Annotated in this window: 23 protein-coding genes and 1 pseudogene; 18 read left to right on the top strand and 6 right to left on the bottom strand. The window is 64.8% G+C overall.

The annotated features are described in order from the left end of the window. Window positions 1-176: 176 nt before the first annotated feature. Complete coding sequence (locus tag C513_RS0105470; RefSeq protein ID WP_076342710.1) at window positions 177-3,200, bottom strand: DUF349 domain-containing protein; 3,024 nt, start codon at window positions 3,198-3,200, stop codon at window positions 177-179. 351 nt (window positions 3,201-3,551) lie between these two features. Here C513_RS0105470 and C513_RS14730 point away from each other — a divergent pair, with 351 nt between their 5' ends. After that, the gene (locus C513_RS14730) at window positions 3,552-4,736 is read left to right on the top strand and encodes a transglycosylase SLT domain-containing protein (protein WP_018715028.1); all 1,185 of its coding nucleotides are present in this window, start codon (window positions 3,552-3,554) and stop codon (window positions 4,734-4,736) included. 245 nt (window positions 4,737-4,981) lie between these two features. After that, window positions 4,982-6,226 (top strand): serine hydroxymethyltransferase, encoded by a 1,245-nt coding sequence (glyA, locus tag C513_RS0105460; RefSeq protein ID WP_018715027.1) that lies wholly within the window; start codon window positions 4,982-4,984, stop codon window positions 6,224-6,226. A 75-nt stretch (window positions 6,227-6,301) separates the two neighbouring features. On the opposite strand, the gene C513_RS0105455 is transcribed toward glyA, so the two are convergent. Genes C513_RS0105455 through C513_RS13655 form a run of 3 tightly spaced genes read right to left on the bottom strand, consistent with a single transcriptional unit; the run spans window position 6,302 to window position 7,815 of the window. Continuing rightward, on the bottom strand, window positions 6,302-6,694 hold the full coding sequence (locus C513_RS0105455) for a DsrE family protein (protein WP_018715026.1): 393 nt from the start codon (window positions 6,692-6,694) through the stop codon (window positions 6,302-6,304). A 3-nt stretch (window positions 6,695-6,697) separates the two neighbouring features. Next, the gene (locus C513_RS12815) at window positions 6,698-7,129 is read right to left on the bottom strand and encodes a glycine cleavage system protein H (RefSeq protein WP_018715025.1); all 432 of its coding nucleotides are present in this window, start codon (window positions 7,127-7,129) and stop codon (window positions 6,698-6,700) included. Between the two features lie 14 nt (window positions 7,130-7,143). Beyond that, entirely contained in the window at window positions 7,144-7,815 is a 672-nt protein-coding gene (locus C513_RS13655; RefSeq protein ID WP_018715024.1) for a type II secretion system protein N, read from the bottom strand. 113 nt (window positions 7,816-7,928) lie between these two features. Here C513_RS13655 and gspG point away from each other — a divergent pair, with 113 nt between their 5' ends. The 13 genes and pseudogenes from gspG to C513_RS14725 all read left to right on the top strand — a co-directional run. Then, window positions 7,929-8,387: a type II secretion system major pseudopilin GspG gene (gene gspG / locus C513_RS0105440; RefSeq protein WP_018715023.1), complete on the top strand. Its 459-nt coding sequence runs from the start codon at window positions 7,929-7,931 to the stop codon at window positions 8,385-8,387. A gap of 6 nt (window positions 8,388-8,393) precedes the next feature. Continuing rightward, window positions 8,394-8,882: a prepilin-type N-terminal cleavage/methylation domain-containing protein gene (locus tag C513_RS0105435; protein ID WP_018715022.1), complete on the top strand. Its 489-nt coding sequence runs from the start codon at window positions 8,394-8,396 to the stop codon at window positions 8,880-8,882. Beyond that, window positions 8,879-9,259, top strand: a complete 381-nt coding sequence (gene gspI / locus C513_RS0105430) for a type II secretion system minor pseudopilin GspI (protein WP_018715021.1) — start codon at window positions 8,879-8,881, stop codon at window positions 9,257-9,259. Before C513_RS0105435 ends, gspI begins: the two co-directional genes overlap by 4 nt. Window positions 9,260-9,261: 2 nt before the next feature. Beyond that, the gene (locus C513_RS0105425) at window positions 9,262-9,993 is read left to right on the top strand and encodes a PulJ/GspJ family protein (RefSeq protein ID WP_026320581.1); all 732 of its coding nucleotides are present in this window, start codon (window positions 9,262-9,264) and stop codon (window positions 9,991-9,993) included. Next, window positions 9,990-10,964 carry a type II secretion system minor pseudopilin GspK gene (gspK, locus tag C513_RS0105420; RefSeq protein WP_026320580.1) on the top strand — a complete coding sequence of 325 codons (975 nt, stop codon included), beginning with the start codon at window positions 9,990-9,992 and terminating at the stop codon, window positions 10,962-10,964. Before C513_RS0105425 ends, gspK begins: the two co-directional genes overlap by 4 nt. A gap of 80 nt (window positions 10,965-11,044) precedes the next feature. Further along, entirely contained in the window at window positions 11,045-12,316 is a 1,272-nt protein-coding gene (gspL, locus tag C513_RS12805; protein WP_169335118.1) for a type II secretion system protein GspL, read from the top strand. Further along, a complete protein-coding gene (gene gspM / locus C513_RS0105410) occupies window positions 12,313-12,834 on the top strand; it encodes a type II secretion system protein GspM (protein WP_018715017.1) in 522 nt (173 codons plus the stop codon). The genes gspL and gspM overlap by 4 nt, the downstream gene beginning before the upstream one ends. After that, window positions 12,831-13,739 carry a type II secretion system protein N gene (gspN, locus tag C513_RS0105405; protein ID WP_018715016.1) on the top strand — a complete coding sequence of 303 codons (909 nt, stop codon included), beginning with the start codon at window positions 12,831-12,833 and terminating at the stop codon, window positions 13,737-13,739. Before gspM ends, gspN begins: the two co-directional genes overlap by 4 nt. Before the next feature lie 12 nt (window positions 13,740-13,751). After that, window positions 13,752-15,950 (top strand): type II secretion system secretin GspD, encoded by a 2,199-nt coding sequence (gene gspD / locus C513_RS0105400; RefSeq protein ID WP_018715015.1) that lies wholly within the window; start codon window positions 13,752-13,754, stop codon window positions 15,948-15,950. A 107-nt stretch (window positions 15,951-16,057) separates the two neighbouring features. Continuing rightward, a complete protein-coding gene (locus C513_RS0105395) occupies window positions 16,058-17,452 on the top strand; it encodes a GspE/PulE family protein (RefSeq protein WP_018715014.1) in 1,395 nt (464 codons plus the stop codon). Between the two features lie 7 nt (window positions 17,453-17,459). After that, window positions 17,460-18,680, top strand: coding sequence for a type II secretion system inner membrane protein GspF (gspF, locus tag C513_RS0105390; protein WP_018715013.1), 1,221 nt, complete (start codon window positions 17,460-17,462; stop codon window positions 18,678-18,680). 62 nt (window positions 18,681-18,742) lie between these two features. Beyond that, on the top strand, window positions 18,743-19,759 hold the full coding sequence (locus C513_RS13650; protein WP_018715012.1) for a hypothetical protein: 1,017 nt from the start codon (window positions 18,743-18,745) through the stop codon (window positions 19,757-19,759). Between the two features lie 12 nt (window positions 19,760-19,771). After that, a pseudogene (locus tag C513_RS14725) lies at window positions 19,772-19,921 on the top strand (HNH endonuclease); the annotation flags it as partial. A gap of 8 nt (window positions 19,922-19,929) precedes the next feature. Here the strand turns inward: C513_RS14725 and nhaR are convergent. Then, window positions 19,930-20,823: a transcriptional activator NhaR gene (gene nhaR / locus C513_RS0105380; protein WP_018715011.1), complete on the bottom strand. Its 894-nt coding sequence runs from the start codon at window positions 20,821-20,823 to the stop codon at window positions 19,930-19,932. Between the two features lie 10 nt (window positions 20,824-20,833). Continuing rightward, the gene (locus tag C513_RS14670; protein ID WP_281167660.1) at window positions 20,834-20,968 is read right to left on the bottom strand and encodes a hypothetical protein; all 135 of its coding nucleotides are present in this window, start codon (window positions 20,966-20,968) and stop codon (window positions 20,834-20,836) included. Here C513_RS14670 and C513_RS0105375 point away from each other — a divergent pair. The 3 genes from C513_RS0105375 to C513_RS0105365 all read left to right on the top strand — a co-directional run bounded on the left by C513_RS0105375 (window position 20,967) and on the right by C513_RS0105365 (window position 22,464). Then, on the top strand, window positions 20,967-21,740 hold the full coding sequence (locus C513_RS0105375) for a TerC family protein (protein WP_026320577.1): 774 nt from the start codon (window positions 20,967-20,969) through the stop codon (window positions 21,738-21,740). The two genes, C513_RS14670 and C513_RS0105375, sit on opposite strands and share 2 nt — an antisense overlap. Before the next feature lie 135 nt (window positions 21,741-21,875). After that, the gene (locus C513_RS12795) at window positions 21,876-22,202 is read left to right on the top strand and encodes a type II toxin-antitoxin system RelE/ParE family toxin (RefSeq protein WP_033394892.1); all 327 of its coding nucleotides are present in this window, start codon (window positions 21,876-21,878) and stop codon (window positions 22,200-22,202) included. Further along, complete coding sequence (locus C513_RS0105365) at window positions 22,168-22,464, top strand: addiction module antidote protein (RefSeq protein ID WP_018715008.1); 297 nt, start codon at window positions 22,168-22,170, stop codon at window positions 22,462-22,464. The genes C513_RS12795 and C513_RS0105365 overlap by 35 nt, the downstream gene beginning before the upstream one ends. Window positions 22,465-22,474 lie beyond the last annotated feature (10 nt).

Below are 22,474 nucleotides of genomic sequence, written 5' to 3'. Positions count from 1 at the left end.
CAGTGGCAGTCTTGTCCTCTGCATCCGGCTCGTGTCGCACTTGCTGTAGTGGAATCCATGACCGCATGGTGCTCCGCGAAGCTGAAGGCTGTCTGAACAGGCCATGGCGCCATGGCCAGCGTACAAAGCACAACACCCGCCGAAGCGGGTGTTGCAGCGACCGGCTGGCCGGGCGATCAGCCCTTCAGCAGGGCACGCAGCGCGTGCTGCAGTCGCTTGGCGCTGGCCGCATCGTGCGGAGCAGCCAGCACGCTGGCAACGTCTTCGTGCCAAGTTTCCTGCGGACTCGGATCGTTGCGGCGCGTCAGCAACTGCAGCTGCAGCGCGCGGCGCGCATTGAGCTGATCAGCCGGCGTGGGCACCTCGGCTGCCATTTCCAGGCGCAGCAGCGCCTCGGACTGGCGACCCTGGGCGGCACTCTGGCCCAGCGCAGCCACCCAGGCATTGCGCTGGCTGCCGCTGACGCGACGGCCCAGCTCGGAAGCGACCGGAATCGCATCGGGCTGGCGCTTTTCCCAAGCTGACAGCAGCTGTGTCAGGGTCTCGCCATGGGCCTGCTCGGCCAGCTTGCGCAGCGCGGCCTGGGCATGCTCGACGGCATCGCGCTGGGCACGGAAGGCCGCATCGCCCAGACGCGGCGCACGCGGGCCACGGTCGGGGCGGTCGCCGAAACGGTCACCAAAACGGCCGCCACGACGGTCACGCGTGTCACGGCGATCGCCACGCTCGTCACGCTGGCGCGTGGCTCCCAGACGGGCTTGCGGGCGGTCATCACCGCGCACGGCCACCGCCGGCTTGTGCTGCAGCGCCGAAGGAGACGGCGGGCGCATGGCTCCTTCTTCCAGCGGCGTTTCGGGAGCGGCTTCTGCCGGTGCGTCGGCAGCGGCGGCGGCTTCCGCCTCCTGCTGCTCCTGCTGGCCACGGATGGCATCGTTCAGCGCCTGCATGGCGGCACGGATCGCCTGTGCATCGCCACTGGCGTTGGCAGCTTCGAGCGCCCTGGAGGCATCGAATACGGCGCGATCGCGCTCATTCATCTCGGACTGCTGCTGGCCGCGTTGCTCATGCTTGCGCTGGAAGGCTTCGTCCAGCGGCTTGCGGAAAGCATCCCACAGCTTCTGCTCGTGCTTGCGCTCCAGCGGGACAGTCTGCGCTTCCTGCTGCCAGCGCTGCTGCAGTGCCTTGATCGCATCAATGCGCAGCGATGCGGCAGCGCCCAACTCCTTGGCCTCGTCGATCATGGCGTGGCGCAGCTGGATGCTGGCCTTTTGCGCGGCGTCGATATGGGCGCCCGCTTCGGCCATGGCCGTCTTCCAGCGCGGCTGCAGTTCGGCAAACACCTTTTCGCTGACATGACCGGCTTCACGCCAGCGGCGCGAGAACGCCAGCAGATCCCGGTGCACGGCTTTCCAGTCGGGCTGGCCGGCTTCGACCTGCTGCTGGTGGCGTGCGGTCCAGGCCTTGATGTCTTCCAGCAGCGACAGGCGCAGTGCCTTCTGCTGGGCCGCATGCTCCTTCATGGTGGACAGCCAGGCCTCGACGATGCGGTAGGCCTCGTTGCAGGCATTGTCAAAACGCTTCCAGAGCGCATGGTTGGGCACGCCACCCTGGTCGGTCTGCTTCCATTGTTCGCGCAGTTGGCGCAGGGTTTCCTGCAACTTGCGCGGGCTGAGCTTGCTGGTGGGCAGCGGACGCTCGCCCTTGGCGGAGGCCTTGTCGGCCTGGCGGCGAGCCGGACGCACGACCGGCGTGGCTTGCGCCTCCGGCGCGGTGGCCTGGGCAGGAGCCGCATCGGATTCTTCTTGCGATTCTGCCGGAGCGGTACTGGCTGCTTCTGGCTCGACCGCTGCTTCGGTGCTATCGGACGGTGTCGGCGCAGCGGTTTCTGCCGTGCCGGCTTCGGCGGTCTCGGCTTGTGCTGCAGGCGATTCTTCACTGCCGGTTTCAGCAGCCGGTGCTTCAACTGCCGGTGCTTCAGTAGCCGGGGCTTGTGCTGCAGGCGCCTCTGCGGCGACCTCGGCAGCCGGACGATCAATCAGGGCTTCGGCCTTCTGCACCAGCTCCTGGCGCAGCTGGTCGGCACGCCAGCGCTGCCAGCCTTCCAGTTCGCCGGCAGACGCCAGTACGGCATGAACCTGGCCTTCGAGCTCCTGGCTGATGGCCTTGCGGTGTTCCTTGTGCGCCTGGCGCAGCGCCTGGGCAGCGGCGACGCTGGCCTTGCTGTGGCCGCTGACCAGTTCGGCCTCGAGCGCCTTGACGGCAGCATTGACCACGGCTTCCGCCTCGGCACGGCGCTGGGCCAGCGCCTGCTGGCGCTCGGCAGCCACCGCAGTGTCTTCGCCAGCATCAGCCGCAGCCTCGGGGGCTTCGCCACGCAGGGTACGGATCTCGTCGGCCCAGACCGGTACCGGCGGCAGCGCGGCGCTGCTGTCGGCGGCGGCAACGCGCACCTGCTGCAGGGCATCTTCAAACGCCTGTACCACCAGCTGCAGCTGTTCGACCGCGCTTTCCAGTTGACCGGCATATTTGGGATCCACGCTGGGCCAGCTCGTATCCTGCTGCAGCGCCTGGGCCTGCTGACGCCAGTCGGCAACATCGGTCTGGAGACCGGCTTCGGCTTCTTCGGCTTCGGTCCAGCTCTTGGTGGACAGGGTTTCGATACGCTGCGCCAACAGCACGGCGGCTTCGCGCTGGATCTGGACCTGGGTCTGCAGGTCCTCGATGACCTTGATGCGCTCGGCCAGCCGGGTGCGCGTGGTGGCCAGCGGCTCCTTGCTCAGCGGCGCGCCCGCCTTGGCGGCATCACGCTGCCAGGCCATGGCATCGGCAATATTCAGGCGACTGGCCTGCAGCAACTGCTCGGCACGGGCCTGCCACTCTGCGGCAAGGGCCTCCTGGCCACGGCTGCGCTTGATTTCGTCCAGCTTCTCGCGCAGCGGCTTGGCCGCGCCCTTGTCGCGCGTACTCAGATCGCGGAAGACTTCCTGCATCACAGCGACTTCGGGCTCGGTAGCGAGCCAGGCGCGCAGACGCGCAGCGCGTTCGCCGGAAGTGGCGGCCGAAAACACGCCGCCAGTGACGGCATCAAGCGGATGCGTCGCGGACTTGCCGGATGCAGCGGGAGAGTCTTGTCCTCCGGTGGAGGTCGGATCATTGGACTGCAGCAACGGGCGCAGGCCAAATCGTGGAGTACGGATCATGGCAGTATGAAATCTAGAGTCAAAGGTTGTACCTGCCTCCATGGCGGGCACATGGCTATTTTGCCTGCATTTTGCCCCTGCTGCATCCCGGTGCAAGCGTTGCCAACTGTGTGCCAGACGCCACATAAGAACCAAAAATCATAAGGAAAATGCCAATCATGCTTGACCGGTAATTTGTGCAGTGCATAAAATTCAAGGGTTATCCCGATCATCCCCGGATGATCCTAGATGTGTCGCACCCGGACGGACCTGTTTTTCAGCCGCTCCCATCCAGCAGGCCAGCGCCTATCGGCTCTTGCCCTGCCCTCTCAGCAGTACCAGCGGCGACACCGATACTGAAGGAGATTCAGCTTGAACAGCACCACCAGTACCCTGTCTGCGGACAGTACCCTGGCCACGGCCGCCCCGGCCTGGAAACACCCCCTGCAACGCGTCCTGAAATGGACCCACCACAGCATGGCCCTGGTTGGCGTAGGCGCCATCGCCGGTGCCGCCCTGCTGGCCACCAGCTCCCACCTGCAACAGGATCTGGGCGAGCGCCTGGACCAGCTGCTGGCCAGCAACAACCCGATCGCCCCGGCCATCAGCCATATCGGCATGCCTGCGGAAGCAGCCGCCACGCCGGATCTGGCTGTGGCCGAAACCGCCAGCGCGACTCCGGCCGACAACAACCCGGCCGGCATGCCGGTGGTGAATCCGCAGGATCTGCCCAGCCGCCAGGCTGCCGTGACCTACTGGATTGCCAAGAAATACCGTGTGGCACCGGAAGCGGTCGGCATGCTGGTGAAGGAGGCCTATGCCGTGGGCAAGATCGAGAAAATCGATCCGGCACTGATCCTGGCCATCATGGCGGTGGAATCGAGCTTCAACCCGTTTGCACAAAGCCATGTCGGCGCCCAGGGCCTGATGCAGGTGATGACGCATATCCATTCCGACAAATATGAAGACCATGGCGGCAGTTTTGCGGCACTGAACCCGGTCAGCAACCTGCATGTGGGTGTGCAAGTGCTGAAGGAAACGATTGCGCGTGCCGGCTCGGTACGCGGCGGCCTGAAGCACTATGTGGGTGCGGCCAATCTGCCGGATGACCAGGGCTATGGCAGCAAGGTGCTGGCCGAATTTGCCCGTATCCGTGCCGTGGCCCAGGGCCAGCAGGTGGCACACAATGCCCAGCTGCCGCACGGCCTGCCGGAAGCGGCCAGTGTGGCCAAGCGCGAGAACAAGCCTGCTGCACCTGAAGTACAGCTGGCCAAGGCGGAAGTGCAACAACGCGGCAGTGCCCAGCCACTGGCCTCCGCCTCCAGTGCCATGAATGCCAGGCCAGTACGCGTATCGACCCGCATCACGCCGCCTGCAAAGCAGGAATCCGACCTGGCGCACAACGATAGCATCCGCGCCGAACAACACATTCGCAACACGCTGACCCCGCAGGCAGCGCCACACGACAAGCAGCATGCGGTCAGTGTGGCCTCTGGCGTACACATGGTGGCGCAGGAACAACCGGTTGCCGATGCCGGAAATTCCAGCATTCAGTAATATTTTCCGGCTAGTGTGTTCGGGGTTGAATCCGGTACACTAGCCATGTGCATGACTGGCGATAGGCTGGTGGGCTTGGCTGTTGCCGGCCACCCCGGCTGACGCGGACTGGCAAGCCCTTTCGGCCCCTGCCTCAACCGCGAGGAAATGCACCGTGCCCCCCTGTGGCACGTTCTTGCCGTTCGCCTGGGCAGCCTTGTCACGATTGCGTGCCAAGTGTCATCCTCTCTTGATGCAAACCTGCCATGTACAACCGCAACATCCTGATCGAACAGACCGACCCCGAAGTGTGGGCCGCCATCCAGGCCGAGAACCAGCGCCAGGAAGAACATATCGAGCTGATTGCCAGCGAAAACTATGCCTCCCCGGCCGTGATGGCTGCCCAGGGCACGCAGCTGACCAACAAGTACGCCGAAGGCTATCCCGGCAAGCGCTACTACGGTGGCTGTGAAAACGTGGACGTTGTCGAGCAGCTGGCGATTGATCGCGTGAAGCAGCTGTTTGGCGCCGAAGCGGCCAACGTGCAGCCCAACTCCGGCTCGCAGGCCAACCAGGGCGTGCTGCTGGCCTTCCTGAAGCCGGGCGACACCATCATGGGCATGAGCCTGGCCGAAGGCGGTCACCTGACGCACGGCATGGCGCTGAACATGTCCGGCAAGTGGTTCAACGTCGTCAGCTACGGCCTGAACGAGAAGGAAGAGATCGATTACGACGCGATGGAGCGCAAGGCGCACGAGACCAGGCCGAAACTGATCATTGGCGGTGCCTCTGCCTACAGCCTGCGCATCGATTTCGAGCGCATGTCGCGCATTGCCAAGGATGTGGGTGCCCTGTTCATGGTCGACATGGCCCACTACGCCGGCCTGATCGCTGCCGGTGTCTACCCCAACCCGGTGCCCTTTGCCGACGTCGTCACCTCCACCACGCACAAGAGCCTGCGCGGCCCGCGCGGCGGCATCATCCTGATGAAGGCCGAGCACGAGAAGGCGATCAACAGCGCCATCTTCCCAGGCCTGCAGGGCGGCCCGCTGATGCACGTGATCGCCGGCAAGGCCGTTGCGTTCAAGGAAGCACTGACGCCCGAGTTCAAGGCCTACCAGGAGCAGGTCGTGAAGAACGCCGTGGTCGTGGCCGAGACGCTGTCCCAGCGTGGCCTGCGTATTGTCAGCGGCCGTACCGAAAGCCACGTGATGCTGGTGGATCTGCGCAACAAGGGCATTACCGGCAAGGAAGCCGAAGCCGTGCTGGGTGCCGCCCACATGACGATCAACAAGAATTCGATCCCGAACGATCCCGAGAAGCCTTTCGTGACCAGCGGCCTGCGTGTCGGTACGCCGGCCATGACCACGCGCGGCTTCAAGGAAGAGGAAGCCCGTATCACAGCCAACCTGATGGCCGACGTGCTGGACAACCCGCGTGACGAGGCGAATATCGCCGCCGTGCGCGCCAAGGTAGCCGAGCTGGTGAGCCGTTTCCCGGTTTACCGCTGATTGCAGCGTGGCACCTGCGGGTGCCATGCACGATCCTGACGCCCTGCCCTGTGCAGGGCGTTGTCGTTTCCGGCCTCAGAACACCAGGGTGCGCCAGCGCAGGTCGGCGGCGCGCGCCATGTACTGCACGGCCCCGCCGTGGCCGCTGCATTCGGGAATCAGGCCCTGCATGTCCATGCCATGCGCACGCAGGGCATCGGTACAGGCGAGCAGGCGCACGCCATGCGACACCGCCTCGCGCATGGCGGTGGCCACATCCTTCTGGTGGTGTGCCGCCTGCAGACCTTCGGCCACACCGGGCTGCAGCAGGCGCACGCTGCCGGCCGTGAAGTAGATCTCGACCGGCATCTCCATGGCGGCTGCGGCAGCCGCAAAGAAGAATGGCGTGTGCAGCAGATCGGGGCGCTCCGGGCCGGCGGACCAGAGCAGGATGGCGATGCCGTCAGCGGCGTGATCGACAAAGGCCATGGCTTACTCGATGCGGTTGAGCCAGGCGTGCTGCTGCATGGCCGGCAACACCTGATCGTCGCCGTGGAGCAGCGCGATCTGGTCGGCAGCCCAGTCGGACAGGCGGATACGGGCCAGCCAACCGGCACCGTAGGGATCCTGGTGCACGCGTTCGGGGGATTCTTCCAGCACGGGATTGATCTCGGCCACCTCGCCGCGCACCGGTGACTTGACCGACACCACCGACTTGGCCAGCTCGACCACGGCGACCGAGCCGCCCTGCTCCACCGGCGTACCGACCCGCTTGGGACGGCACATGTAGATCTCGCCCGAATGGCGGATGCCGAGCGCGGTGATGCCGATGGTGGCACAGCCGTCATCGTCGAGGCGCGCCCAGACCTGGTGTTCGATCAGGTAATGCAGTTCAGGAGGAAAAACGAGTCCGTTCAGTGACATGGGGAGGTAGCGGGTCAATCATCGTTGCGGCCATCGCCCATCCGGGAAGTCTCGGCAGGGATGTTGGCAGCCGGTCTGGCTGCGCCAGTACCTGCCGGTGCAGTGCCTGCCACGGGGGGCGCCACCGGCTCCGGCAGCGCCGGCCTGGCATCGGAACCATGGGCCGGCAGACTGCTGTCGGAGCGGGCGGCGGTTACGCCACTGGCCGGGAACTCAAGCCTCAGCTCCGGCTGGCCGGGCGCCTGCAGCACGGCCTGGCGCACACCGACCGAGGCCAGCTTCCAGCCATCCACGAGCTCATCGCCCAGCCGGACATGGCGGCCGGGCTGGCCATCAATCGCGATGATGGCAGCGCCGCCGCCCTGCAGCCGGCTGATCGTGCCTTGCAGCACGAATCGGCCCGGACTGGCAGGAGCGGCGTCCTGCGGCGCGGATGCGGCCGCCACGGCCTGATCCTGATGGCCGAACAGGCTGGCCAGCGTGTCCTGCTGGCTTTGCAGCCGGCTGTCGGCCACGCTGGCGCTTACGCCGCCGGATTCGCCTTGCGCGCCCAGTAGCGCATAGGCGAGTACGGCACTGGCCGCACACCAGGGCAACAGGCTGCCGATGCGCACGCCCCAGCGCTCGGCCGGTGCCAGCGAGCGGGCAGGTATGCGGTTGGATAACAGGCCGGGAGAAGCAGTCATGTGCGCATTATGCGGCATCTGCCGTCATCGCATCCGCCGGCTGGAATATCACGCAATAGTCACCTGACTGTCACGCAACAGCGTTATGTTTGCCGCATTTCCGAGGAGTTTTCATGCGCTTTTCTTCCCTTGCGGCAACGCGCCGCCGTTTGCCGCGCCAGCGCGCTGCCCGTGGCTTTACCCTGATCGAGCTGATGGTGGTGCTGGTCATCATTGGCGTGCTGGGCGCGCTGGTGGTACCCAGCGTGCTGGGTCGTGCCGACGACGCCCGCGTGACGGCGGCCAAAACCGATGTCAGCAACCTGATGCAGGCGCTCAAGCTGTATCGCCTGGACAACCAGCGCTTCCCCACGGCGGAACAGGGCCTGCAGGCGCTGGTCAGCAAGCCGGAAAGCCAGCCGGTGCCGGCCAACTGGAAGCCGTATCTGGAGAAGCTGCCGACTGACCCGTGGGGCCAGGCCTACCAGTACGCCAACCCCGGCATTCAGGGCGAGGTGGATGTGATGTCCTTTGGCGCTGACGGCAAGGCTGGCGGCGAAGGCAAGGATGCCGATATCGGCAGCTGGCAGTAAGCTCCCATGGACGGCAGGCGCGTCCGGCGCGCAGCCGGCGGTTTTACCCTGATCGAATTGCTGGTGGTGCTGCTGATTGTGGCCATTGCCAGTAGTGCGGCCACGCTGGCCTTGCGCGACAACGACCAGCTGCGGCTGGAGCGTGAAGCCGAACGGCTGGCCGCCATGCTCGAAAGCGCGCGCGCCCAGTCGCGCGCCAGTGGTTTACCGGTGCGCTGGCAGGCCGATACCGACGGCAAGGGTTTCCACTTTGTCGGTCTGCCGCATGCGCGGCTGTCGCAAGCCTGGCTGCAGCCCACACTGGTGCTGCGCGGCGGCCTGCTGACGGCTCCGCGGCAAGGGACAGAGACCGAATTGCTGCTGGGGCCGGAGCCGATTCTGCCGGCGCAATCGCTCACCCTGGGCATTCCCGGCAGGCCCGAACTGGAGCGCACGCTGCAGACCGATGGCCTGCGTCCCTTCCGCCTGGCGCAGCAAGCCAGCCCCCGCCCATGACAACCACCCGCCGCCCGGCCCCGGCCGCCAGCCGGGGCTTTACGCTGATCGAGGTGCTGGTGGCACTGGCGATTGTGGCGGTAGCGCTGGTCGCCGGTACGCAAGCCACCAGTGCGCTGATCCGGCACGGCGAACGCCAGTCGGAGCTGCTGCTCGGGCAGCTGTGTGCAGAAAACCAGCTGATTGCGATGCGGCTGTCTACCCAGTATCCGGCGGTGGGCGAGTCGAGCATGCCCTGCCGGCAGGCTGGCCGCGAGCTGCAGGTCCGGGTCAGTGTGCACACCACGCTGAATCCGCACTTCCGGCGCATTGATGCGCAGGCGCTGGAGCAGGAGCGGCCGCTGCTGCGCCTGTCGACCATTCTGGGCAAGTGGTAGAGATGCAACGCCCTTCTTGTCGACCTCGTCCGGCACGCGGCTTTACCCTGATCGAGCTGATGGTGGCCCTGTCCATCATGGCACTGCTGGCACTGCTGAGCTGGCGCGGGCTGGATGCCATGGTACGCGCCCAGCAGGTGACACAAGAGCGCGGCGAACGCCTGACGCTGCTGCAAACGGCGCTGGCGCAATGGCGCAGCGATCTGGATGCGATGCTGCCGGTATCGGCGCAGCAGACACAGCCGGTGCTGGCCTGGAACGGCCGGGCCTTGCGCGTGCTGCGGCTGGCAGCGGTCAGCGACAGCCTGCCCGCCAACAGCGAGACGGCGCTACTGCTGCCTGCCGGCACCCAGGTCGTCGCCTGGTCCTTGCGCAGTGCCTGCGCCAGCCTGGACGCAGTGCCGTGCTGGGTGCGCTGGCAGTCGCCGGTGCTGCGCAGCGTCGGCGAGCAGCAGCAGGCCTGGCAGCAGGCGGCACGCTGGGCCGAAGGCCAGGGACAACTGCCCGGAGAACAGGAACTGGTGCCGGCCAGCGGCTGGAAGCTGCTGCATTTCCGCGATGCCAACTGGCGGCCTGCCAGCGAACAGGAGCTGCCCGTGGCAGGCGAACAGGCACTGGCCAGCATGCCCGATGCGATCCGGCTGGAACTGCAACTGCCCGATACCGACAGCGCCCTGCAAGGCACGCTGACCATGGACTGGATGCCGGCTACGCTGACTCGGAGGCGCTCGTGAATCGTCGCTCGGCACCCCGCCCGGCCCCGCAACGCGGTGCCGCCCTGTTGTTGGCGATGCTCACCGTGTCGCTGGTGACGGCCTTTGCCGCTGCAGCGGCCTGGCAGCAATGGCGCGCCACCGAAGTCCAGGCCGCCGAGCGCGCGCGTCTGCAAACCAGCTGGCTGCTGTCCGGCGCCATCGACTGGACACGCCAGATCCTGCAGGAAGATACGCGCCAGACCCAGGCCGATCATCTGTCCGAACCCTGGGCGGTGCCGTTGCTGGAGGCGCGCATGAGCAGCTTTCTGGCCGCCGAGGGCAACACCGTCTCCAACAGCACCGATTTGCCCGATGACGCCTTCCTGTCCGGCCAGGTGCAGGACATGCAGGGCCGCTTCAACCTGGGCAACCTGATGCGGCAAGGCCAGCTGTCGGCGCGTGATGTGCAGACGCTGCAACGCCTGTTCCAGGAGCTGGGTCTGCCAGCGCAGGAAGCGAATCAGCTGCTCCAGCAGTGGGAGCGCGCCTGGCGTGCCCAGCAGGGCCAGGCCGATCCGGCTGCGCCGCTGCTGCCACAGCGCGTGGAACAGCTGGTCTGGCTGGGCCTGCAGCCAGAACGTATGGCGCAACTCGAACCGCATCTGGCGATTCTTCCCGAGTACACCGCCATCAATGTCAATACCGCGACCCAGGAGGTGCTGCTGGCCGCTGCCGGCGACGTGACGCGCTCGCAGGTGCTGCAACTGGTGAGCCGGCGCAACAGCCAGCCGTTTCTGAAGATGGATGCGGTACGCGAACTGCTGCCGGCCAGCGGCCAGCAGGCCAGCCTGGGCGTGAGCAGCCGCTACTTCCTGATCCACGGCCGGCTGCGCATTGGCGATGTGCGTATCGAGGAGCAGGCGCTGATCCAGCGGGACGGCCTGCGCTCCAGCGTGCTGTGGCGACAGAAGGACAGCGTCATCGCACCGGATCCTGCTGCCGCCCCCTGACGCCTGCCGCCACATGTCATGCAGATGATGCTTTCATGACATTCCGGCGTCATATTGCTTGCCTAGAATCGCTCCGCCCCATGTCCCAATTGCTTGTCCGATTCCCCCTGCCCGACCACGCTGTGGCCGATGGCTACGCGTTTGCCCTGAGCCACGATGGCCAGGGTGTGGCGCAGCATGGCATGGCTGCGGCCGACAGCCTGCCGCTGGCCGATACGCATGAGGTGATCGGCATCGTGCCGGTACAGGCGCTGTCCTGGCACGCGCTGCAGTTGCCCAAGGGCAGCCTGGCCTCCCCCGCACGCACCCGGCTGGTGCTGGAGGGACTGCTGGAAGAGCAACTGCTCGACGACATGGAAACGCTGCACTGCGCGCTGCAGCCGGAGGCGAGCGTGGGCCAGCCGGTCTGGGTCTGCTGCTGCCGGCTGGACTGGCTGCAGCAGCATCTGGAACAGCTGCGCCAGGCCGGCTGCGAAGTACAGCGGCTGGTGCCGGAATGCGCGCCATTGCCGCTGCAGGAACTGCCCGACGCCGCGCAGCAACAGGACACGCTGCAGGCGATTGGCGACGGCATCGACGGCGCCTGGTGGCTGCGCCGCGGCCATGCACTGTCCCAGGGCGAGGCGGCTCCCGGCCTGCTGTGCTGGCCGTTGCCAGCCCCCGGCACACTGGAACCCGATCCCCTGCTGCCCGCTTGGCTGGCGCAGGCCGAACCCGGCCGCATCCAGGCCGATGCCGCGGTGGCGCAACGCGTGGAGCTGCTGCTGCAACAGCCGGTGCAAGTGCGCCACCCGGCCGAGCGCTGGCTGGAAAGCCTGTCCTCCGGCTGGAATCTGTCGCAATTCAGCCTGGCGAATCATCCCGCCGACCGCTGGAAACGGCTGCTGCGCCAGGGCTGGCAGCGCTTTCTCCAGGCCCCGCAGTGGCAGGCCACGCGCTGGGGCCTGATCGCCCTGCTGCTGGTCTCGCTGCTCGGCCTGAATCTGCTGGCCTGGCAGGCCGGGCAGCGGCTGGAGCAGCAGAAAGCAGACATCGATCGCATCCTGACCAGCACCTTCCCGCAAGTGAAGCTGGTGGTGGATGCGCCCAAACAAATGCAGCGCGAAGTCAGCCAGCTGCAGCAACAGCATGCGCTGCTGACCGGCCATACGCTGGAGGGACGGCTGGCCGCCGTGGTCAGCCACTCGCCCGAAGCCGAGCTGCAGCAGCTCGAATGGGATGGCAGCGTGCTGCGGCTCAAGGGCCTGGCCTTGAGCGCCGACCAGTCAGCCGCGGTGCAGTCTGCCCTGGCCGATGCAGTCGTGCAGGTGCGCCAGGATGGCAATGACTGGCTGCTGGAGACGCGTCCGTGAGCCGTACCGAGACCCTGAACGCCCGCTTGCAGCCGCAATTGCAGGCCGCACGCCAGCGCTGGCAACAGCTCTCCCCGCGTGAGCGCGTGCTGCTGCGCGTTGGCGGCAGCATCCTGCTGCTGGCGCTGCTCTGGCTGCTGGCCATGGCACCCGCGCTGCAAACCCTGCGCGAGGCGCCGCAGCGCAAGGCCGAACTCGACCGCCAGCTGATCCAGATGCGCCACCTGCAGGAGCAGGCACGCGCGCTACAGCAACTGCCACGCATCAGCCCGGCCACGCGGGAGCAGCTGCTGACCGAGCTGTCGCTGCGCCTGCTCGGCCCGGACAGCGTACAGGTCCAGACTGGCCAGGCACACATCCAGCTGCGCAACGTGCCGCCGGCCGCGCTGGCCGAATGGCTGATACAGACACGCCAGCTGGCCCAGGTGCTGCCGCAGCAGGCCCAGTTGCAGCGCAGCGCCACGGGCTGGAATGGCACGCTGGTGGTGCTGCTGCCGGCCCAGGAGGCGACCCGATGAAGCCGCCGCGCATCGCCCTGCCCCGGCTGAGCTTGCCGCGTCCGCAGCTGCGCTTGCGACTGCCGGCACCGGCATCGGCACGCCCTGCCCGACTGCCACCCGATTCCGGCCCGATGCGCCTGCTGCGTCCGTGGCACTGGGCGCTGGCCGGCATGCTGAGCGGCCTGCTGCTGACCAGCATACTGTTTGCCCCGGCCCGCTGGCTGGCGTCCGCGGTCGCTTACGCCAGCAACGAGCAGCTGCAACTGCAGGACGCCAGCGGTACGGTCTGGAACGGCTCGGCCTGGCTGGTACTGACCGGCGGCAGCCAGAGCCGCGATGCCACCACGCTGCCTTCGCGCCTGCAGTGGCAGCTGCGCCCGCGCCTGACCGGCGCCCGCGTGACGCTGGAAAGCGACTGCTGCACCCGCCAGCCGCTGCAGCTCGATCTGGACTGGCAAGCTGGCGGCATGCTGCTGCGCCTGGCCGATGGCGAAATCGCGCTACCCAGCCGCCTGCTGGCGGGACTGGGCACCCCCTGGAACACGCTGCAGCTGGATGGCCGGCTGAGTGCCCGCAGCAGCCGGCTGCAGATCAGGCAAGTGCATGGACGCAGCCAGCTCTCGGGCACGCTGGACATCCGGCTGGACCAGGCCACCACGCGCCTGTCCACGCTGAGTCCGATCGGCAGCTACCAGCTGCGCCTGCTGGGCGGCGCACCCGGCAGCGCGGGCAAGCCACAACTCACCCTCGACAGCCAACCGGGCAGCAGCCTGCTGCTGCAGGGCCAGGGCGAATGGGTCGATGGCAAGCTGCGCTTCCGTGGCGAGGCCCGTGCCGATGCCGGCAAGGAAGAGGCCCTCAACAACCTGATCAACATCATCGGCCGTCGTCGTGGCGACCGCTCCGTTCTTACTGTGGGCTAAGCCCGAACCACCATGTTTTCGTTCCCGACCTCCTCTTCTTTCACGCAGGCTCCGCGCCGCTGGCGTCATGGCCTGGCCGTGGCGCTGCTGCTGGCCGGCCTGACGCAGACCGCACCGGCCTGGTCACAGGAGCGCATCACGCTCAATTTTTCCAATGCCGATATCGAATCGGTCGCCCGCACCATTGCCGCCATCACCGGCCGCAACGTGGTGCTGGACACGCGCGCCAAGGGCACCATCAGCATGCAGTCCGAGCGCCCGGTCACGCCGGCACAGGCCGTCAACCAGTTTGCCGCCGCGCTGCGCCTGCAGGGTCTGGCGCTGGTGCAGGCCGACGGCATGTACAAGGTCGTGCCCGAAGCCGATGCCAAGCTGCAGGCGCGCGTGCTGCCGCGCGGCCAGAGCACCAGCGGCAACCAGGTGGTGACACGCGTGTTCAAGCTGCAGCATGAAAACAGCGCCAACCTGATTCCGGTGCTGCGTCCGCTGATCAGTCCGAACAACACCATCAACGCCAGCGGCAGCACCACGCTGGTGGTCACCGATTACGCCGACAACATCGAGCGCATCAGCCGCATCATCAGCGGCATCGACCAGCCGGTGGGTAGCGGCGTGGAGGTGATCCCGCTGCGTTACGGCGTGGCCACCGACATGGCGCCGCTGGTGCAGCGCCTGCTGGATGGCAGCGGAGCCGGTGCCATGGCAGCCCAGGCCGCCGCCGGCGCTGCCACCGGCTTCAGTCGCACCACCGTGCTGCCGGAGCCGCGCAGCAATACCCTGCTGCTGCGCGCGCCCACCCACGCGCAGGCGCTGGAAGCGCGCAGCCTGATCCTCAAGCTGGACCAGCCGGCGCTGAGCAACCACAGCAGCAACGGCGCGGCCGGCAACATCTGGGTGGTGCACCTCAAGCATGCTGATGCCGCCAAGATGGCCACCACGCTGCGCGCCGCCATGGCCGCCAACGATGCCGCCATCCAGGGCCAGAGCGGCAGCATGGGAATGAACACCGGTGCCGCCGGCAGCAGCACCACAGGCAACCAGGTGCAGGTCACCGCCACCTCGGCACTGCAATCCAGCGGCAACCCGTCCACCGGCGGCCGCATCCAGGCCGATCCCGGCACCAACTCGCTGGTCATCACCGCCAGCGAACCCGAATACCGCCAGCTGCGCGCCGTGATCGACCGGCTGGACACGCGCCGCGCCCAGATCTATGTCGAAAGCCTGATCGCCGAAGTCAATGCCGATACCGCCGCCGACCTGGGCATCCAGTGGCAAAACGCCTTCAGCTCGAATGGCAACGTCGGCCTGATCGGCACCAACTTTGCCGGCCCCGGCAACATCCTCGGCATGACCGCCGCCATCGCCAACCTCGCCCTGCCCGATGTGCGCGGCGGCCTCAACCTGGCCATGAGCGATCGCGTCAATGGCCAGCCGATTCTCGGCCTGGTCGCCAACTTCCTGCAAAGCACCGGCGATGCCAACATCCTGTCCACCCCGAACCTGATCACGCTGGACAACGAGGAAGCGCGCATCATGATCGGCAAGAACGTGCCCTTTGTCACCGGCCAGTACACCAACAACAACAGCGGCAACGGCGCCGTCAACCCGTTCCAGACCATCGAACGCCAGGACGTCGGCCTGACGCTGCGCGTCAAGCCGCAGATTGGCGAGAACGACTCGGTGCGCATGCAGATCTACCAGGAAGTCAGCAGCGTGGACCCGGCCTCGGTCAACTCACCCAGCGGCCTGACCACCAACAAGCGCTCCATCGAATCGAACGTGGTGGTGGGCGACAGCCAGATCATCGTGCTGGGCGGCCTGCTGTCGGACGAATACGCCAACAGCCAGCAGAAGATTCCGCTGCTCGGCGACATTCCGGTGATTGGCAGCCTGTTCCGCAGCGAGAACCGCAGCCGCAAGAAGACCAACCTGATGGTCTTCCTGCGCCCGATCGTGGTGCGCGACCTGAACGACAGCCATGCGCTGTCCATGGACCGCTACGACATGATGCGCGCCACCCAGATCAACACCCAGCCCAACCCGGGCCTGATCCAGCCGCTGCAGGCCCCGGTGCTGCCGGCCATTCGTCCGCAGGATGACAGCGCCTGGGCGCCGGTCAACGATGCGCCGGAAAAAGTGCTGCCGCGTCCGCTGATCTACGAGAACATGCAGCAGCCGGGTGCGTATCTGCAACCTGCTTCTGGCAACTGAGAGAATATCATTATTACCCCCAACGGGAATACCCCGACTGAAACCAGCCCTGTTCCCGCCCATATCTCCACCGACACCTGGGACAACTCCGGCGGAGCCTGAAGCCCATGCGACATCCCCTGCCCTACGCCTTTGCGCGCAAGCACCAGCTGCTGCTGGAACAGCAGGATGACGGCAGCCTGCTGCTCTGGCATGGCCGTGACCAGGCTCCGACCGCGGCCTGGAACGAAGTCAGGCGCAAGTACCCGATCAGCGCCCAGCGCACGCTGGAAACGCCGGCGCTGGCGCAGCGCATCAGCGCCGCCTACGCCCAGGGCGAATCCAGCGCCGCCAGCATCGTCAGCGAAGTGGAAAGCGATGCCGACCTGAGCCGCATGATGCAGGAGCTGCCGCCGGTGGAAGACCTGCTGGAAGCGGCCGACGAGGCGCCCATCATCCGCATGCTCAACGCCCTGCTGACCCAGGCCGCGCGCGACGGTGCCAGCGATATCCATATCGAGCCCTACGAGCACCACAGTCTGGTGCGCTTCCGCGTGGACGGCAGCCTGCGCGAAGTGGTGCAGCCGAATCGCGCCCTGCACGCCGCGCTGATCAGCCGCCTCAAAATCATGGCCGATCTGGACATTGCCGAAAAACGCCTGCCGCAGGACGGCCGCATCAGCCTGCGCCTGGGCACCCGCGCCATCGACGTGCGCGTGTCCACCCTGCCCAGCGCCTTTGGTGAACGCGCCGTGCTGCGCCTGCTGGACAAGTCCGGCAACAAGATCAGCCTGGAAGCGGTGGGCATGCAGGGTGCCACGCTGCAGCAGTTCGACCAGCTGATCCGCCAGCCGCACGGCATCATCCTGGTTACCGGCCCGACCGGCTCGGGCAAGACCACCACGCTGTACTCGGCCCTGAGCCGGCTCGATGCCCGCAGCGGCAACATCATGACGGTGGAAGACCCGATCGAGTACGAGCTGCCCGGCATTGGCCAGACGCAGGTGAATGCGCGCATCGAGCTGACCTTTGCCAAGGCGCTGCGCGCCATCCTGCGCCAGGATCCGGACGTGATCATGATTGGCGAGATCCGCGATTTCGAAACCGCGCAAATCGCCATCCAGGCCTCGCTCACCGGTCACCTGGTGCTGGCCACGCTGCACACCAACGATGCTTCCAGCGCCGTCACGCGCCTGCACGACATGGGCATCGAGCCTTTTCTGCTGGCCAGTTCACTGCTCGGCGTGCTGGCGCAGCGGCTGGTACGCAAGGTCTGCCCCCATTGCCACGGCCAGGGCTGCACGCACTGCGGCCAGAGCGGCTACGCGGGGCGCACCGGCATCTTCGAGTTGCTGATCGTGGACGATGCCATCCGCGAACAGATCCACCACAGCGCTGCAGAGGCCGATATCCGCGCCGCCGCCCTGCGCGCCGGCATGACGCTGATGCGTGACGACGGCGAACGGCTGGTAGCGGCCGGCATCACCACGCCGGAAGAACTGCTGCGCGTGACGCGCGATTGAGGCCAGCATGCCCGCCTACCAATACCAGGCGCTGGACGACAGCGGCAAGACGCGCAAGGGCACGCTGGAAGCCGAGACGCAGAAAGCCGCCCGCGCCGCACTGCGCCAGCGCGGGCTGGTGCCGCTGGAAGTACAGGCACTGCAGGCCGGCACCCAGGGCAGCGGCCTGAACCGCCCACTGTTTGCCGGCAAGGCGTTTGACCGCACCACACTGGCGGTCTGGACGCGCCAGCTGGCCGGTCTGGTGGCTGCCGGCCTGCCGGTGGAACGTGCGCTGCACGCCCTGAGCGAAGACAGCGCGCCCGAACGCCAGCGCCAACTGGTGGCGGCCCTGCGCACCGAAGTGCACGCCGGCAGCAGCCTGGCCAAGGCGCTGCAGCAGCATCCACGCGAGTTTTCTTCCATCTACATCGCCGTGATTGCCGCCGGCGAGCACAGCGGCCACCTGGGCATGGTGCTGCAGCGCCTGGCCGATGATCTGGAAGCACAACAGGAGCTGAGCAGCAAGGTGATGGGCGCGGCGCTGTACCCGATGATTGTGTCGCTGGTGGCGGTGGCGATCGTGGTGTTCCTGCTCAGCTACGTGGTGCCGCAGGTGGCCGGCGTCTATGCCGGCAGCAAGCGCGCCCTGCCGCTGCTGACCACGGTGATGCTGTCCTTCAGCGATCTGATCCGGCAATGGGGCTGGCTGCTGGCCCTGCTGCTGGCCACGGGAGCGCTGCTGGTACAACAGCTGCGCAAGCGCGATGTCTTCCGCCAGCGCATGGACGCCTGGCTGCTGCGCCTGCCGGTGCTGGGCGGGCTGATCTGCCAGTACAACGCCGCCCGCTTTGCCAGCACCCTGGCCATGCTGGCCCAGGCCGGCGTACCCATCCTCAAAGCCCTGCAAGCGGCAGCCGCCACCCTGTCCAACCGTGCGATGCAGGTGGATGCGGAGGATGTGATCGTGCTGGTGCGCGAAGGCGCGCCGGTGGGCAGTGCGCTAAGCCAGAAAACGCGCTTTCCCAAGCTGGTGGGCATGTTTGCGCGGCTGGGGGAGCAGACCGGGCAGTTGGGGGACATGCTGGGGCGCGTGGCGAAACAGCTGAGTGCCGAAGTGCAGCGCAAGGCGATGCGGATGGCTACGGTGCTGGAGCCTTTGCTGATTGTGGGGATGGGGGTGGTGGTTATGCTGATTGTTTTGGCGGTGTTGATGCCTATTATGGAGTTGAATCAGTTGACGGGGTGACTTGAATCGAATCGATCCACACGCATCCATAAAATACAAGCCACACACAAATCCACAAGCAGATGCAAGAAGAAATAGTCCAATCCATCGACAATCTGACCTCCCACGACTACGCCGAGGCCTTCAGAAAAATATCGCTCACGGACAAACAATGGGAGATGCTACGCATCCACATGGAAGCACCAGACCAGGCATTGACCATGCGCCAGATGGCAACCGCCATGGGGTTCTCCACGTGGAATGCCGCAAACATCCATTACGGGAGATTGGCAGGAAACTTGTGTAAACAGTTGAAAATTTTTCCGGACACCAAACTTTTCATTATGGTTGAATTCTTCAAGGAGCCTGGAAATGAATGGGTATTGCAGCTACGCCCCTCTGTAGTTTATGCCTTGAATGAGCTCGGATTAAGCAGCCACACACCATCCGCACCCAAGCAAGATTTCCAATCAAAAGAACACTTCATTGCATACCATAGCGTTCAAAAGATGGGGTACGATCTAATTCCAGACGGTCATCTTCGCTTCTTAAGCAAGAAACAAGGCCTTCTGAAGAAGGCCATTGGAAATATCATATGGGTTATGAAAGGAGTTCCAAATCAAAAAGGAACCTCGTTTTCACTCTTTGGCCTTTACTTGGGCAGCAATGTAGAACTGGAAAACTCATCGTCTGAGCGTCATGTCATCCTAGGACAGAGCGTCAAGGAATTCGCCCCTCCCATCCCACTCAACAACCTTGATTGGTTTCCGTCCTTCTTGAAATCACAAAGCAACTTCAGCCTAGGCTTTAATCGCATCAGCGATGAAAATTACGTTCAGCAACTGATCAACCTTTACAACCAAAGTTTCCCCAGCACTTCATCTGACCTTTCTGAACTTGACCTTTCTGATATTGACACCACAGACACCGTCACAGAAGGTAAACTCCGTCTAGCCTCCCACCTCAAACGTGATCGAGATCCGAGAATTATCGCCCAGAAAAAGATAGACACTTTGACAAAAAAGGGGCATCTTTGTTGCGAAGTTTGCAACTTCAATTTTGCAGAAGCATACGGGATAATAGGAGATAATTTCTGTTAAGTTCATCATTTAACTCCTCTTTCTACCGTCGTAGACTCCACCCAAACCTCACTGGAGGATTTGGCCATCGTGTGCTCCAACTGCCACAGGATGATTCACCGTTCCGATCCCATGCTAAGCATAGAAGAGCTATCCGCTATCGTGGGCCAAAATCGAACCTGAAAAATCATTCAAGCCAACATCCCTCGAGCAGCCTCCGTAATCGCCACCACACACCGATGCGTAATCCTGCGCTCAATCGACAAGGCATAAAACTCCTCCCGCACCCCATGCGCCACTCCCACCGCCAGCATGCCATGCTGCGCGGTGATGCCGGGAGCCAGAAACGCCGGCCCGACAAAGAAGCCCACGCCCTTCTTGCCAAACTCCTGCGCCAGCGCGCTGTCGTCAAACTCCCCCACCACCACCGGCCGCACGCCGTTGCGATCCAGCCAGGCACGTAGCCGCTGGCCGATGGCGGCATCGGCCCCGGGCAACAGCACCGGCGCGCCATCCAGACAGCCCGGAAACTCCCCTGCAAAGCGTTCACGCAAGCCCGCCGCCGCATAAAACGCCACCTCCGTCGCCCCCAACCGATGGCTGTACGCCTGCACGCTCACCGAGGCCGGCACCGGCGCATCGGACAGCACCAGATCCAGCCGGTGCATGGCCAGTTCGGCCAGCAGGCGCTCGGCACGGCCTTCCTGGCAGATCAGCCGTACCGGGTCCGGCAGTTCCAGCGCCGGCTCCACCAGATGGAAGGCCACCGCCTTGGACATGCTGTCCGCCACCCCCACGCGGAACTCCAGCGCCTTGCCGCGCCCGCTGCGATCGCGCAACACAGCCTCCAGTTCGGCCCCGGTGGTAAAGATGTCGCGCGCATACTGCAGCGTCAGTCGGCCGATGTCGGTCAGCTCCAGCTTGCGACCATGCTTGACGAACAGCTCCACCCCCAAGCGGTCTTCCAACTCGGCAATCTGGGTGCTGATGGTTTGTGGGCTCACATGCAGCCGCTCACTGGCGCGCGTCATGCTGCCGGCCTCGGCCACTTGCTGGAAATAGTGCAGATGCTTGTAGTTGAGCATGCTGGCATTATCAATTTTTTTCGAAGATTGGCGGATTTTTTTCTGATTTACCGATGCTTGCGCCATCCCTAGAATGCATAAGCTCGTGGACAGCCCGGGCCCTGATGGCCGCTGCTCCGGTCATTGACAAACCTTTCTCTTTCATGGACTTCCTGCTGGACCCGAATATCTGGGTTGCCTTCTTCATGCTCACCGCACTCGAAATCGTGCTGGGCATCGACAACATCGTCTTCATCTCCGTCCTCGTCGGACGACTCCCCGCCCACATGCGCGACCGCGCCCGCAAGATCGGTCTGGCCATGGCCATGATCTTCCGCATCCTGCTGCTGTTCTCGCTGAGCTGGATCATGGGCCTGACCGCCGATCTGTTCCAAGTCGCCGGCCAGGGCATCAGTGGCCGGGATCTGGTACTGCTGCTGGGTGGCCTGTTCCTGCTCTACAAGGCCTCGCACGAAATCTTTGTGGAAGTGGAAGCCCCCGAACAACACGGCCCAACCGAAACCGATGACGCGGCACTCCAGAAGAGCGGACGCAAGCTGTTCTGGAACATCATTGCGCAAATCGCCGTGATCGACATCGTGTTTTCGCTGGACTCCGTGATCACTGCCGTGGCCATGGTGGACGAGATCTGGATCATGGTAGCCGCCGTGATCACCTCCATCAGCGTGATGATGCTGGCAGCGCGCTCCATCAGCGAATTCGTGGAACGCCACCCCTCGGTCAAGGTGCTGGCGCTGGCCTTCCTGGTCATGATCGGCATGGCGCTCACCGCCGAAGCCTTTGACGCACATATCCCCAAGGGTTACATCTACTCCGCCATGGCCTTCTCGCTGGCCGTAGAGGTGCTCAACATCCGGGCGCGCAACAAGCGCAAGGCGCAAGCCGGCAAGCAGCCGATTCCTGTCAGCCAGAACTGATTCTGGCCGGCAAGCAACAAAGGGCACGGGAGCGATTCCGTGCCCTTTGTCATGGCCAATACGGAGTGCCTCAATTATAATACTTTAATATTATTTTTTGATTTGACTGCTCGTAGCCTCAGGGCTACAATCCTCATGTATACCCTCATCGAAACGGAAGCCTTCAGCACTTGGTTGGGCAGCATCAGGGATCGCATGACACGATTGCGGCTCGTACGAAGAATCAACAAGGTCCGGCTGGGTCAACTGGGCGATGTCAAACCCGTTGGACATGGCGTCTGGGAAATGCGGGAGTTTTTTGGTCCAGGCTGGCGCATGTACTACATCCAGCGTGGACGACAGGTAATCCTCATGCTGGGTGGCGGCGACAAATCCACGCAGCATCAGGATATCGCCAAGGCCATCACTATCGCCAGGGAGCTGTACCATGCACAAGACGACCATCAAGACCCGGCCTTTTGATGCCGCCAACTACCTGCACTCCGAAGAAGACATGGTGCTGCATGTCCAGCTGGCCATGGAAGAAGCCAACCCCGCCCTGCTAGCCGCTGCCTTGGGCGATGTGGCCCGGGCACGTGGCATGACACAACTGGCCAGGGATACCGGCCTGTCCCGCGAAAGCCTTTACAAAAGCCTGAGTGGTGAACGCGCACCCACTTCCGAAACCTTGTTCAAGGTGATCGAAGCCTTGGGTCTGAAACTGAAGATCGAGCTGGCACGCTGACGGGATAAGC

Source organism: Allobrachymonas chironomi DSM 19884 (assembly GCF_000374625.1).
Classification (GTDB): domain Bacteria; phylum Pseudomonadota; class Gammaproteobacteria; order Burkholderiales; family Burkholderiaceae_C; genus Brachymonas; species Brachymonas chironomi.
This window is presented reverse-complemented; position numbering and strand designations above follow the sequence as displayed.

What these genes read in the sequence shown, in the direction of transcription:
- C513_RS13650 (WP_018715012.1), top strand. Translation starts at nt 18,743, where the DNA reads ATGCAAGAAGAAATAGTCCAATCCATCGACAATCTGACCTCCCACGAC.
- C513_RS12815 (WP_018715025.1), bottom strand. Translation starts at nt 7,129, where the DNA reads ATGTCACTGAACGGACTCGTTTTTCCTCCTGAACTGCATTACCTGATC.
- gspF (WP_018715013.1), top strand. Translation starts at nt 17,460, where the DNA reads ATGCCCGCCTACCAATACCAGGCGCTGGACGACAGCGGCAAGACGCGC.
- C513_RS13655 (WP_018715024.1), bottom strand. Translation starts at nt 7,815, where the DNA reads ATGACTGCTTCTCCCGGCCTGTTATCCAACCGCATACCTGCCCGCTCG.
- gspI (WP_018715021.1), top strand. Translation starts at nt 8,879, where the DNA reads ATGACAACCACCCGCCGCCCGGCCCCGGCCGCCAGCCGGGGCTTTACG.
- C513_RS0105395 (WP_018715014.1), top strand. Translation starts at nt 16,058, where the DNA reads ATGCGACATCCCCTGCCCTACGCCTTTGCGCGCAAGCACCAGCTGCTG.
- gspG (WP_018715023.1), top strand. Translation starts at nt 7,929, where the DNA reads ATGCGCTTTTCTTCCCTTGCGGCAACGCGCCGCCGTTTGCCGCGCCAG.
- glyA (WP_018715027.1), top strand. Translation starts at nt 4,982, where the DNA reads ATGTACAACCGCAACATCCTGATCGAACAGACCGACCCCGAAGTGTGG.
- C513_RS0105435 (WP_018715022.1), top strand. Translation starts at nt 8,394, where the DNA reads ATGGACGGCAGGCGCGTCCGGCGCGCAGCCGGCGGTTTTACCCTGATC.
- C513_RS0105425 (WP_026320581.1), top strand. Translation starts at nt 9,262, where the DNA reads ATGCAACGCCCTTCTTGTCGACCTCGTCCGGCACGCGGCTTTACCCTG.
- nhaR (WP_018715011.1), bottom strand. Translation starts at nt 20,823, where the DNA reads ATGCTCAACTACAAGCATCTGCACTATTTCCAGCAAGTGGCCGAGGCC.
- gspD (WP_018715015.1), top strand. Translation starts at nt 13,752, where the DNA reads ATGTTTTCGTTCCCGACCTCCTCTTCTTTCACGCAGGCTCCGCGCCGC.
- C513_RS0105455 (WP_018715026.1), bottom strand. Translation starts at nt 6,694, where the DNA reads ATGGCCTTTGTCGATCACGCCGCTGACGGCATCGCCATCCTGCTCTGG.
- C513_RS14670 (WP_281167660.1), bottom strand. Translation starts at nt 20,968, where the DNA reads ATGAAAGAGAAAGGTTTGTCAATGACCGGAGCAGCGGCCATCAGGGCC.
- C513_RS0105470 (WP_076342710.1), bottom strand. Translation starts at nt 3,200, where the DNA reads ATGATCCGTACTCCACGATTTGGCCTGCGCCCGTTGCTGCAGTCCAAT.
- C513_RS0105375 (WP_026320577.1), top strand. Translation starts at nt 20,967, where the DNA reads ATGGACTTCCTGCTGGACCCGAATATCTGGGTTGCCTTCTTCATGCTC.
- gspL (WP_169335118.1), top strand. Translation starts at nt 11,045, where the DNA reads ATGTCCCAATTGCTTGTCCGATTCCCCCTGCCCGACCACGCTGTGGCC.
- C513_RS0105365 (WP_018715008.1), top strand. Translation starts at nt 22,168, where the DNA reads ATGCACAAGACGACCATCAAGACCCGGCCTTTTGATGCCGCCAACTAC.
- gspN (WP_018715016.1), top strand. Translation starts at nt 12,831, where the DNA reads ATGAAGCCGCCGCGCATCGCCCTGCCCCGGCTGAGCTTGCCGCGTCCG.
- C513_RS12795 (WP_033394892.1), top strand. Translation starts at nt 21,876, where the DNA reads ATGTATACCCTCATCGAAACGGAAGCCTTCAGCACTTGGTTGGGCAGC.